General features: G+C 53.1%; 9 protein-coding genes and 1 pseudogene. 3 read left to right on the top strand and 7 right to left on the bottom strand.

Annotation, left to right across the window (positions count from 1 at the left end; genetic code table 11):
* Nucleotides 1–31 precede the first annotated feature (31 nt).
* The 5 genes from uvrB to bioB all read right to left on the bottom strand — a co-directional run bounded on the left by uvrB (nucleotide 32) and on the right by bioB (nucleotide 6235).
* Nucleotides 32–2053 (bottom strand): excinuclease ABC subunit UvrB, encoded by a 2022-nt coding sequence (gene uvrB, locus BGK49_RS08510; RefSeq protein ID WP_000042533.1) that lies wholly within the window; start codon nucleotides 2051–2053, stop codon nucleotides 32–34.
* A gap of 578 nt (nucleotides 2054–2631) precedes the next feature.
* Entirely contained in the window at nucleotides 2632–3309 is a 678-nt protein-coding gene (bioD, locus tag BGK49_RS08505; protein ID WP_000044869.1) for a dethiobiotin synthase, read from the bottom strand.
* Nucleotides 3302–4057, bottom strand: coding sequence for a malonyl-ACP O-methyltransferase BioC (bioC, locus tag BGK49_RS08500; protein ID WP_000246800.1), 756 nt, complete (start codon nucleotides 4055–4057; stop codon nucleotides 3302–3304). Before bioC ends, bioD begins: the two co-directional genes overlap by 8 nt.
* Complete coding sequence (gene bioF, locus BGK49_RS08495; RefSeq protein ID WP_000118842.1) at nucleotides 4044–5198, bottom strand: 8-amino-7-oxononanoate synthase; 1155 nt, start codon at nucleotides 5196–5198, stop codon at nucleotides 4044–4046. The genes bioC and bioF overlap by 14 nt, the downstream gene beginning before the upstream one ends.
* Nucleotides 5195–6235, bottom strand: coding sequence for a biotin synthase BioB (gene bioB, locus BGK49_RS08490; RefSeq protein ID WP_000951203.1), 1041 nt, complete (start codon nucleotides 6233–6235; stop codon nucleotides 5195–5197). Before bioB ends, bioF begins: the two co-directional genes overlap by 4 nt.
* A gap of 86 nt (nucleotides 6236–6321) precedes the next feature.
* Between bioB and bioA the strand changes: the two genes are divergently transcribed.
* From bioA to BGK49_RS08475, 3 genes are all read left to right on the top strand, one after another.
* Entirely contained in the window at nucleotides 6322–7611 is a 1290-nt protein-coding gene (gene bioA, locus BGK49_RS08485) for an adenosylmethionine--8-amino-7-oxononanoate transaminase (protein WP_024259583.1), read from the top strand.
* Nucleotides 7612–7669: 58 nt separating this feature from the next.
* The gene (locus BGK49_RS08480) at nucleotides 7670–8146 is read left to right on the top strand and encodes a kinase inhibitor (protein WP_000767390.1); all 477 of its coding nucleotides are present in this window, start codon (nucleotides 7670–7672) and stop codon (nucleotides 8144–8146) included.
* Between the two features lie 151 nt (nucleotides 8147–8297).
* Nucleotides 8298–9581: a putative acyl-CoA thioester hydrolase gene (locus tag BGK49_RS08475; RefSeq protein ID WP_001091569.1), complete on the top strand. Its 1284-nt coding sequence runs from the start codon at nucleotides 8298–8300 to the stop codon at nucleotides 9579–9581.
* 139 nt (nucleotides 9582–9720) lie between these two features.
* Here BGK49_RS08475 and BGK49_RS08470 read toward each other — a convergent pair.
* Together BGK49_RS08470 and BGK49_RS08460 are read right to left on the bottom strand one after the other, a co-directional pair.
* Nucleotides 9721–11982: pseudogene (locus BGK49_RS08470) on the bottom strand (hydratase).
* 1 nt (nucleotide 11983) lies between these two features.
* Entirely contained in the window at nucleotides 11984–12100 is a 117-nt protein-coding gene (locus tag BGK49_RS08460; RefSeq protein WP_001348177.1) for an IS1 family transposase, read from the bottom strand.
* Nucleotides 12101–12113 lie beyond the last annotated feature (13 nt).

The raw sequence follows: 12113 nt of genomic DNA, 5'->3' as shown, positions 1-12113 counted from the left end.
CCGTTTGTCATCAGTCTTCTTCGCTATCCTGTTACGATGCGGCAATAAACAACTCACGCAACTGATGCAACTGGTCACGAATTTGTGCCGCTTCTTCGAACTCCAGATTCTGCGCGTGTTGCATCATCAGCCCTTCCAGTTCATGGATTTTCTGCTGCAACGCTTTCGGCGACATATCCATCGGCACATTATCCGGCTCAACAATCGGGCGCGATTTTCCTCTGCCCTTCGCTTTGGTTTTGGCAATGTTCTGCCCCAGCGCCAGGATATCGACCACTTTCTTGTTCAAGCCTTGCGGCGTAATGCCGTGTTCCTCGTTGTACTTCTGCTGTTTCTCACGGCGACGTTCGGTTTCGCCAATCGCTTTCGCCATTGATGGGGTGATCTTATCGCCGTAGAGAATCGCTTTACCGTTAACGTTACGTGCCGCACGACCAATGGTCTGGATCAACGAACGTTCGGAACGCAGGAAGCCTTCTTTGTCAGCGTCGAGGATCGCCACCAGCGACACTTCCGGCATATCCAGACCTTCGCGCAGTAAGTTGATCCCTACCAGCACGTCGAACTCACCCAGACGCAAGTCGCGGATAATCTCCATACGTTCGACGGTGTCGATATCTGAGTGAAGATAACGCACGCGCTCGCCATGTTCTTCGAGATATTCGGTAAGATCTTCCGCCATCCGCTTGGTCAGTGTGGTGACCAGTACGCGTTCGTTAATTGCCGCTCGCTGACGAATCTCCGAAAGAAGATCATCAACCTGTGTCGCCACCGGCCGCACTTCGATAATCGGGTCAAGCAATCCGGTTGGACGCACCACCTGATCCACCACATCGCCGCCGGATTTTTCCAGCTCGTAATTACCCGGCGTCGCCGAAACATAGATGGTTTGCGGCGCTAATGCTTCGAACTCTTCAAACTTAAGCGGACGGTTATCCAGCGCTGATGGCAGGCGGAAGCCGTACTCCACCAGTGTCTCTTTACGCGCCCGGTCACCGCGATACATGCCGCCAATTTGTGGAATGGTGACGTGAGATTCATCGACGACCAGCAGCCCATCGGCAGGCAGGTAATCAAACAGCGTCGGCGGTGGCTCACCCGGTCCACGACCGGAGAGGAAGCGCGAGTAGTTTTCAATCCCCGAACAGTAGCCCAGCTCGTTCATCATCTCCAGATCAAACTGGGTACGCTGGGTCAGCCGCTGCTCTTCCAGCAGTTTGTTGTTTTCCAACAGCACTTTGCGTCTGGCGGCCAGTTCTTCTTTGATCTCCTCCATCGCCTGTACGATGCGCTCGCGCGGTGTGACGTAATGCGTTTTCGGGTAGATGGTAAAACGTGGAATAGTGGAAACAATCTGCCCGGTCAGCGGGTCAAATAACGACAATCGTTCCACTTCCTCGTCAAACAGTTCCACGCGAAGTGCAATGTCATCCGATTCTGCCGGGAAGATATCAATCACCTCGCCACGAACGCGGAAAGTACCACGCTGGAATGCTTGATCATTACGAGCGTATTGCAGCTCCGCCAGTCGGCGCAGAATCGCGCGCTGATCGATAATCATACCGACCGTGAGATGGAGCATCATCTTGAGATATAAATCAGGATCGCCCAGACCATAAATCGCGGAAACAGAGGCCACTACAACCACATCACGCCGCTCCAGCATCGCTTTGGTGGCGGATAAACGCATCTGCTCAATATGTTCGTTAACCGAGGCATCTTTCTCAATGAAAGTGTCGGAACTCGGTACATAGGCTTCCGGCTGATAGTAGTCGTAGTAGGAGACGAAATACTCCACCGCGTTTTCCGGGAAGAACTCTTTCATTTCGCCATACAGCTGGGCCGCCAGCGTTTTGTTGGGCGCAAGTACCATGGTTGGGCGCTGAAGGTCAGCAATGACATTGGCAATGGTGAAGGTTTTCCCTGAGCCAGTCACGCCAAGTAACGTCTGGTGCGCCAGGCCATCTTCCAGCCCCTCTTCGAGACGTCGAATCGCCTCTGGCTGATCGCCAGAAGGTTTAAAAGCGGAATTCAGTTTGAACGGTTTACTCATGAGTCGCTACCTGAAGGAGTTGGGCGGGCAGGTATGTAATTTTACTCGTCGTACTTAATTATGCCAACAAATTATACTGGATAAAAAAACAGTTCATCACCATAATATTTCTGATACAGCGTAAACTCCGCTGTCAATCATGAGCAAAATTTACTCTGTGGCGAGATAAAACTCCGGCCTTACCGGGTTATCCCCAAATCAACGGCTTTTTTAACATTTGTCAAGATGAGTGATGACAGTTTTATGGCAAGAGATGCCTGTTCAGTGACTGCCATTGCATTTATCTAACCAGTTAAAAAATAAAAGATATTTCTTTGAGCCGTCTTTAACGCCAATTCGCGTGCAAGCCGCGTATTCTCTCGCTTGCCTCGTGTTTTCTAACTCTAATACACATGGTTATCCACAGGAATAGTGGATAACTGTCTCCAGCCCCTATCCCCCGCCGCCTGGGCAATTCCCACATTCGCCGCATGAGGCGGAAGTAAAATTTTTTTCGTGATTATTTTAGAATTTAATTGGTTAAATTGCAGTCAATCGAAGACGCGATCTCGCTCGCAATTTAACCAAATACAGAATGGCTACAACAAGGCAAGGTTTATGTACTTTCCGGTTGCCGCATTTTCTGGATTTTCTGCAAGCCAGGGGATCTCTCCCAGCAGCGGCGCGGGAATCATGCGGGTGAGCGTGGTCATATATTCAGCGTGACGTTTTCCCGGAGGCGTAACATCGTTCGCCACCCAACCCGCCAGAGTCAGTCCGGCGTATTGTATTGCCTGCGCAGTCAACATCGCGTGATTAATACAGCCGAGTTTCACACCAACTACCAGTATCACCGGCAGTTGTTCCTGTGTTACCCAATCTGCAAAAGTGAAAGTGTCAGAAAGCGGCGTAAACCAGCCGCCAGCACCTTCCACTAACACCCAGTCAGCCTGTTGTTCAAGCGCGCGTAATCCGGCGCTCATTACCAATGATTCTATCGGCCTGCCCTCTTGCGCGCTGATGATGTGCGGCGAAGTGGGTTCTGCGAAGGTGTAAGGATTTACTGTTGCGTAATCCAGCTGCAGGCTGCTGTTGTGCTGTAACGCCAGCGCGTCACTATTACGTAAGCCTTCCGGGGTCTTTTCGCTGCCAGAGGCGACCGGTTTATAACCTGCCGTCCGATAACCTACTGCCTTCGCGGCTTGTAAAAGTGCACAACTGGCGACGGTTTTCCCCACTTCGGTATCCGTTCCGGTGACAAAATAACGTTTACTCACGAGCAATCACTCCCAAAAAAAGATGATACGTCAGAGGATATCGCCCCTGTTGTTGCGGCCAGGCCAGTTGCAATCGCTGCAATTGCGAACGCGTTAATATTCGCGGGTCGCGCCCTTCATGAAGATGCGTAGCACCGATGCCTTTCAGCGAACGCATGGCACTGAGCGCATCATCAAACCATAGTGTGATGGGCTGAATATGATGTTGATAATGCACGCCGTTCAGCGACTGTTCGATTTCATCTGGCGGTAAAAAGCGATTAGCATGCGGACGCTCGTCCACCGCCTGCCACGCCTGATGCAGTTCGGGTAACGATCCCTGCACCAGCGTGGTAAACGCCACCACGCCTCCGGGGCGCACCACCCGATACAGCTCGCGGAGTGCCGTGGATAAATTACCGCACCACTGCACCGCGAGATTGCTCCATGCAAGATCGAACGTCGCAGTCGCTAACGGCAGGGATTCGATATCTCCCGCCAGATAATGGTCTGCAGCATCTTTCTGGCGGGCTTGCACAAGCATTGGCGGTGAGAGATCTAACGCCGTCACCTGTGCGTGACGCTCTCGCCAGTGGCGGCTCATCCAGCCTGGCCCACACCCCGCGTCCAGTACGTGGGTGTATTTACGCTGTGGGAGCATTGCCAGTAAGACGTCAGCACTCCGGCGCTGTAACTCTGCGTGTTGCTCATAGTGCGCGGCTGCCCGACCAAATGCCGCTGCAATGGCTTGTTTATTAACCGTTGCCATGCAGCACCTCCAGCAGACGGTCGATATCCTGCATTTCATGCGCTGCGGTTAGCGTTAAGCGCAGTCGCGCAGTACCAGCGGGTACGGTTGGCGGGCGAATCGCCGTGACCCAGCAGCCTTGCTGGCGCAGTTTTTCTGCCAGTTGTAACGCACGGCTGTTATCACCGACGATCAATGGCTGGATGGCGCTGCATGAATCAGCAAGCGTAAACGGCAAATCCTGTACTCCGGCACGAAAACGCGCAATTAGTGACACCAGTTTTTCGCGCCGTGCATCCCCCTCATCACGGCGAATGACCGCCAGCGACGCACGTAATGCCTGCGCCTGAGCGGGCGGCATACTGGTGTTGTAGATAAGGTGGCGGGCGAATTGCAGCAGATAATCCGCCACCGTACTGGAGCAAAGCACCGCTGCCCCGCTGACGCCAAATCCTTTGCCAAAAGTCACCACCAGCAATTCTGGTTTTACCTTTTGCAGCCAGCAGCTGCCGCGCCCCTGCTCCCCGATAACGCCCGTGCCGTGGGCATCATCGACCATCAACCAGCCATTGTGCTGTTGCGTTACCTGCTGGATTTCCGCCAGTGGCGCACTATCGCCGTCCATGCTGAACACGCCTTCTGTCACCACCAGTTGCTGCCCCGGACAGGGGGAAGCAAGCAGTCGCGCCAGATGAGTGACATCGTTATGAACAAAACGGCGAAGCTGCGACGGGCTTAAACTGGCAGCCTCCAGCAATGAGGCATGGCTAAGCCGGTCAGCGACAATGCGGTCCTCTTTTGCCATCATCGCGGCAATGACCGCCTGATTAGCGGCAAAACCAGAGATAAATAGCAGTGCCCGCGAATAGCCCAGCCACTCGGCCAGTTCTTCTTCCAGCGCCTGATGCGCAACGCTATAACCGCTGACGTGACCGGAACCGCCGCTACCGACGCCAAATTGCTCCGCACCCTGCTGCCAGGCACGGATAATTTGCGGATGATGGCTTAAACCTAAATAATCGTTACTGGAAAAGTTCAGATACTGGCGATCATCCGCCACCAGCCAGCGTCCGGCTCCTTGCGCCACTGGATAACGGCGACGCAGGGCATCGGCAGCACGCCGCGCATCGAGCGCCGCGTTGATTTTCTCCTGCCAGCTCATAGTGCTGCCGCGTTGTAATATTCGTCAGTATCCGGGGTCATCAGCGCCTGTTCAAGACGTTGCTGTTGTTCGTTATCCCCTGCCAGCACGGCAGTTTGCTGCGGATTTAGCCCCAGTTTGCGGAACAGTTGCAGGTCTTTATCTTCTTCCGGATTCGGCGTGGTCAGCAGTTTGCAACCGTAGAAAATCGAGTTTGCGCCTGCCATAAAGCACATCGCCTGAGTCTGTTCGTTCATCTGCTCGCGTCCGGCAGAAAGGCGCACGTAAGAGGTCGGCATCATGATCCGCGCGACCGCAATGGTGCGAATAAAATCAAAGGCATCAACGTCATCGTTATCGGCAAGCGGCGTGCCTTTCACCTTCACCAGCATGTTGATTGGCACGCTTTCCGGCGGCGTCGGCAGGTTTGCCAGTTGCAGCAATAATCCGGCGCGATCTTTTACCGTTTCGCCTAAGCCCACAATGCCGCCAGAACAGACTTTGATCCCGGCATCGCGCACTTTTTCCAGCGTATCGAGGCGTTCCTGATAAGTGCGGGTGGTGATGATATTGCCGTAAAACTCCGGCGAGGTGTCGAGGTTGTGGTTGTAGTAATCCAGCCCGGCGTTCGCGAGGCGCTGCGCCTGAGATTCACTCAACGTGCCCAGCGTCATACACGCCTCCAGCCCTAAATCTTTTACCCCATGCACCATCTGCTCCAGGTACGGCATATCGCGTTCGTTGGGATTCTTCCACGCCGCGCCCATGCAAAAACGCGTCGATCCCGCCGCTTTCGCTTTGCGCGCCGACTCCAGCACCTGTTCAACTTCCATCAACCGCTCGGCTTCCAGCCCGGTTTTATAGCGCGAGCTTTGCGGGCAATATTTGCAATCTTCCGGGCAAGCACCGGTTTTAATCGACAGCAACGTGCTGACCTGCACCTGACGAGGATCGAAATGCTGGCGATGCACCTGCTGCGCTTCAAACAGCAGATCCAGCAACGGTTTTTCAAATAATTCTGCGACTTGCGACAATGTCCAGCGTGGGCGGTGAGCCATGGGGCTTCTCCAAAACGTGTTTTTTGTTGTTAATTCGGTGTAGATTTGTAAACCTAAATCTTTTCAATTTGGTTTACAAGTCGATTATGACAAAGGACGATCTTGCCTTTGACCAACGCCATATCTGGCACCCATACACATCCATGACCTCCCCGCTGCCGGTTTATCCGGTGGTGAGCGCCGAAGGTTGCGAGCTGATTTTGTCTGACGGCAGACGCCTGATTGACGGTATGTCGTCCTGGTGGGCGGCGATCCACGGCTACAATCACCCGCAGCTTAATGCGGCGATGAAGTCGCAAATTGATGCCATGTCGCATGTGATGTTTGGCGGTATCACCCATGCGCCAGCCATTGAGCTGTGCCGCAAACTGGTGGCGATGACGCCGCAACCACTGGAATGCGTTTTTCTCGCGGACTCCGGTTCCGTAGCGGTGGAAGTGGCGATGAAAATGGCGTTGCAGTACTGGCAAGCCAAAGGCAAAGTGCGCCAGCGTTTTCTGACCTTCCGCAATGGTTATCATGGCGATACCTTTGGCGCGATGTCGGTGTGCGATCCGGACAACTCAATGCACAACCTGTGGAAAGGCTATCTGCCAGAAAACCTGTTTGCTCCCGCCCCGCAAAGCCGCATGGATGGTGAATGGGATGAACGCGATATGGTTGGCTTTGCCCGCCTGATGGCGGCGCATCGTCATGAAATCGCGGCGGTGATCATTGAACCGATTGTCCAGGGCGCAGGCGGGATGCGCATGTACCATCCGGAATGGTTAAAACGAATCCGCAAAATGTGCGATCGCGAAGGTATCTTGCTGATTGCCGACGAGATCGCCACCGGATTTGGTCGTACCGGCAAACTGTTTGCCTGTGAATATGCAGAAATCGCGCCGGACATTTTGTGCCTCGGTAAAGCCTTAACCGGCGGCACAATGACCCTTTCCGCCACACTCACCACGCGCGAGGTTGCAGAAACCATCAGTAACGGCGAAGCCGGCTGCTTTATGCACGGGCCAACTTTTATGGGCAATCCGCTGGCCTGCGCGGCTGCAAACGCCAGCCTGGCGATTCTCGAATCTGGCGACTGGCAGCAACAGGTGGCGGCTATTGAAGTACAGCTGCGCGAGCAACTTGCCCCCGCCCGTGATGCCGAAATGGTTGCCGATGTGCGCGTGCTGGGGGCAATCGGCGTAGTCGAAACAACTCGTCCGGTGAATATGGCGGCGCTGCAAAAATTCTTTGTCGAACAGGGAGTATGGATCCGGCCTTTTGGCAAACTGATTTACCTGATGCCGCCCTATATTATTCTCCCGCAACAGTTGCAGCGTCTGACCGCAGCGGTTAACCGTGCGGTGCAGGATGAAACATTTTTTTGCCAATAACGGGAAGTCAGCGTGTGGGTTTCTGGCTACACTTTCTGCAAACTAGAAAGGAGGGTTCATGAAACTCATCAGTAATGATCTGCGCGATGGCGATAAGCTGCCGCATCGTCATGTCTTTAACGGCATGGGTTACGATGGCGATAATATTTCACCGCATCTGGCGTGGGATGATGTTCCTGCGGGAACGAAAAGTTTTGTTGTCACCTGCTACGACCCGGATGCGCCAACCGGCTCCGGCTGGTGGCACTGGGTAGTTGTTAATTTACCCGCTGATACCCGCGTATTACCGCAAGGGTTTGGCTCTGGTCTGGTAGCAATGCCTGACGGCGTTTTGCAGACGCGTACCGATTTTGGTAAAACCGGATACGATGGCGCAGCGCCGCCGAAAGGCGAAACCCATCGCTACATTTTTACCGTTCACGCGCTGGATGTAGAGCATATTGATGTCGATGAAGGAGCCAGCGGCGCGATGGTCGGGTTTAACGTTCATTTCCACTCTCTGGCAAGCGCATCGATTACCGCGATGTTTAGTTAATCACTCTGCCAGATGGCGCAATGCTATCTGGTATCACTTAAAGGTATTAAAAACAACTTTTTGTCTTTTTACCTTCCCGTTTCGCTCAAGTTAGTATAAAAAAGCAGGCTTCAACGGATTCATTTTTCTATTTCATAGCCCGGAGCAACCTGTGAACACATTTTCAGTTTCCCGTCTGGCGCTGGCATTGGCTTTTGGCGTGACGCTGACCGCCTGTAGCTCAACACCACCCGATCAACGTCCTTCTGATCAAACTGCGCCTGGTACCTCTTCTCGCCCGATTCTGTCGGCAAAAGAAGCGCAGAATTTCGATGCTCAACACTATTTTGCATCCCTGACACCAGGTGCTGCAGCGTGGAATCCTTCCCCGATTACCCTGCCTGCGCAACCTGACTTTGTTGTCGGCCCGGCGGGCACTCAAGGTGTAACGCATACCACGATTCAGGCGGCGGTAGATGCGGCAATTATCAAGCGTACCAACAAGCGCCAGTATATTGCCGTGATGCCTGGTGAGTATCAGGGAACGGTGTATGTCCCTGCTGCTCCGGGTGGAATTACTCTGTACGGTACAGGTGAAAAACCGATTGATGTGAAGATTGGGCTTTCCCTTGATGGGGGCATGAGCCCTGCCGACTGGCGTCACGACGTCAACCCGCGCGGCAAATATATGCCAGGTAAACCAGCGTGGTATATGTACGATAGCTGCCAGAGCAAACGCAGCGACAGTATCGGTGTTCTCTGCTCTGCGGTCTTCTGGTCACAAAACAATGGCCTGCAACTGCAAAACCTGACCATCGAAAACACGCTGGGCGATAGCGTAGATGCAGGTAACCATCCGGCGGTGGCACTGCGTACTGATGGTGACCAGGTACAGATTAACAACGTTAACATTCTCGGTCGTCAGAACACCTTCTTTGTCACCAACAGCGGTGTGCAGAACCGTCTGGAAACGAATCGTCAGCCGCGTACGCTGGTGACCAACAGCTACATTGAAGGGGATGTGGATATCGTTTCTGGTCGCGGCGCAGTGGTGTTCGATAACACCGAATTCCGCGTGGTGAACTCACGTACTCAGCAAGAAGCGTATGTGTTTGCACCGGCTACGCTGTCCAACATTTACTACGGTTTCCTCGCCGTAAACAGCCGTTTCAATGCTTTCGGTGATGGTGTGGCGCAACTGGGCCGCTCGCTGGATGTTGATGCCAATACCAACGGTCAGGTGGTGATCCGTGATAGCGCCATCAACGAAGGTTTTAACACGGCTAAACCGTGGGCCGATGCGGTGATCTCTAATCGTCCGTTTGCGGGTAATACCGGCAGCGTAGATGATAACGACGAAATACAGCGCAATCTGAATGACACTAACTACAACCGCATGTGGGAATACAATAACCGCGGCGTGGGTAGTAAAGTGGTTGCAGAGGCGAAGAAGTAAGAGCAATTAACTATTTGCCGGATGCGGCGTAAACGCCTTATCCGGCCTACGGTTCGATGCGATTTGTAGGTCGGATAAGATGTGCAAGCATCGCATCGACAATAAGTGCCGAATGCGACCTACATTCACATGGCGCTTTTTACATCTGACGGTTTTTATTGAAGTTAATCAAACTACCCGCCTTGATAATCTCGCGCTCTTCAGCAGTCAGACTTTCCATACAGAGCGTAATTTCCGTTACCGGCGCATCTTCATGGATCACATAACCTTTAAACGTCGTACCCGGATTATCCAGCGCCGCTTTAATGCCAGGGATGTAAATGTAATCCCCCACTTCAAAGGTTGGCACTTCCGCCATCTGCAGCGGTAACATCCCCCAGTTGATGACGTTAGAACGGTAGCGTTTAGTCGCGTACTCTTCGGCAATATTCGCCAGACCGCCAATCACACGCTGGCAGCTCGCCGCCTGTTCACGCGCAGAACCATCGCCTGGTTTCACCGCATATACCATGCTGCCAATTTCAGTTTGCAGCGGATCAATATGCTCCTGACCAGCAATCTGCTTAATGCGCGCAAACACCTCTGTCAGCTCGCTGACATTCCCCGCCAGACGCTGATTTTCCAGCTCAGCAGTCGCTTTACTTCTGCCAACATAACCGGGATCGCGGCGTGACAGGGTAAACTCCGCCAGACCAATCGGATTTGAACGATAAGAAGAGGTTTCACCGGAAGGAATCAGTTCGTCGGTGGTGGTCACTTCGTCGAGGATCTTCGAGCACACTTTCAGGACGATATTGTCAGTCAGCGCACCCAATTCCGGCCAGTCTTTAATGTTCGGTCCGTAAATCAGCGGTTGCTGAGTTGCCCCTTTCACAAAGCCCTGATAAACACGGTTTTTATACGGCGTTACATCGAAGGCGTACTCCGGCACGTTGTCCCAGCAATCAAGTTCGCTGGCAGAGGTTAAATAGCCACCGTTTGCCGCAGTCGCAGCGATAGAACGAGCGTCCATCAACGCCACCGCTGACATCTGCCCATTAGCTGGCTTAGAGCCTTCGCGGTTCGGGAAGTTACGCGTGGTGTGGCGAATACTTAATCCGTTGTTGATTGGCGTATCGCCCGCGCCAAAGCATGGGCCGCAGAACGCGGTTCTGATGATTGCGCCTGCGCCAATCAAATCTGCTACCACACCTTTTTTGGCTAAATCCATAAACACCGGCTGTGATGACGGGTAAACCGCCAGCGAGAAGGTGTCATTGCCACAGGATTGACCGCGCAGTGCATTCGCCGCCGCGATGACGTTTTCGTAGTTACCGCCAGAACAGCCCGCGATAATCCCCTGCTGCACTTTCAGGCGACCATTTTCCACTTTATCCAGCAGCGAGAGTTTGGCTTTACCGTGCGCCACGCGTTCGGACTCAATTTCAATCTCACGCAGAATGTCGGTCAGGTTCTGGTTCAGTGTGTCGATTTCATACACGTTGCTCGGGTGGAACGGCAGCGCAATCATTGGTTTGATGGCGCTTAAATCAACGCTGATGCAGCCATCGTAGTACGCCATCGGTTGAGGGTTAAGCTGGCAGTAATCCTGGCCGCGACCGTGCAGCGCCAGCCAGTTATGCACTTCTTCATCAGTTTGCCAGACGGAGCTTAAACAGGTGGTTTCCGTGGTCATCACGTCAACGCTGTTACGGAAATCGGTAGAGAGCGCGCTAACGCCCGGTCCAACGAACTCCATGACTTTGTTTTTGACGTAACCGTTTTTGAACACCGCGCCAATGATAGCCAGCGCCACATCCTGTGGCCCCACATACGGCGCAGGTTTTCCGGTCAGATGCACCGCAACCACGCCCGGATAGTCGATATCCTAGGTGTCATTAAGCAGCTGTTTTACCAACTCACCGCCGCCCTCACCGACTGCCATTGTCCCTAATGCACCGTAACGGGTGTGGCTGTCTGACCCGAGGATCATTTTGCCCCCGCCTGCCATCATCTCACGCATATATTGATGGATGACCGCAATATGCGGAGGCACAAAAATACCGCCATAACGCTGAGCTGCCGATAAACCAAAAACATGGTCATCACCGTTAATGGTGCCGCCGACGGCGCAGAGTGAGTTATGGCAGTTGGTCAGCACATACGGCAGCGGGAAACGTTCCATTCCGGACGCTTTAGCGGTCTGTACAATACCAACAAAGGTAATATCGTGAGAGGCTAATGAATCAAACTTAATTTTAAGTTTATCCATATTTCCGGACGTATTATGAGAAGAGAGAATAGACCAGGCAATAGTGCCTTTTTTGGCTTCTTCTTTTTTAATTTCGCCGGTGAAATGTTCTTCGGCAATTATTTCGTTATTACTGGCGAGAAACACGCCTTTTTCAGGTAATGAATCCAACTTACTGATAGTGTTTTATGTTCAGATAATGCCCGATGACCTTGTCATGCAGCTCCACCGATTTTGAGAACGACAGTGACTTCCGTCCCAGCCTTGCCAGATGTTGTCTCAGATTCAGATTATGTCGCTCA

Source organism: Shigella sp. FC1544, assembly GCF_001722145.1.
Classification (GTDB): domain Bacteria; phylum Pseudomonadota; class Gammaproteobacteria; order Enterobacterales; family Enterobacteriaceae; genus Escherichia; species Escherichia coli.
Note: the sequence above shows the minus strand (reverse complement) of the source record. Positions and strands in the feature narration are given on the sequence as shown.

Excerpts from the sequence above, each read along its gene's own strand:
- bioF (WP_000118842.1), bottom strand. The coding sequence starts at position 5,198 with ATGAGCTGGCAGGAGAAAATCAACGCGGCGCTCGATGCGCGGCGTGCT.
- bioB (WP_000951203.1), bottom strand. The coding sequence starts at position 6,235 with ATGGCTCACCGCCCACGCTGGACATTGTCGCAAGTCGCAGAATTATTT.
- uvrB (WP_000042533.1), bottom strand. The coding sequence starts at position 2,053 with ATGAGTAAACCGTTCAAACTGAATTCCGCTTTTAAACCTTCTGGCGAT.
- bioA (WP_024259583.1), top strand. The coding sequence starts at position 6,322 with ATGACAAAGGACGATCTTGCCTTTGACCAACGCCATATCTGGCACCCA.
- BGK49_RS08480 (WP_000767390.1), top strand. The coding sequence starts at position 7,670 with ATGAAACTCATCAGTAATGATCTGCGCGATGGCGATAAGCTGCCGCAT.
- bioC (WP_000246800.1), bottom strand. The coding sequence starts at position 4,057 with ATGGCAACGGTTAATAAACAAGCCATTGCAGCGGCATTTGGTCGGGCA.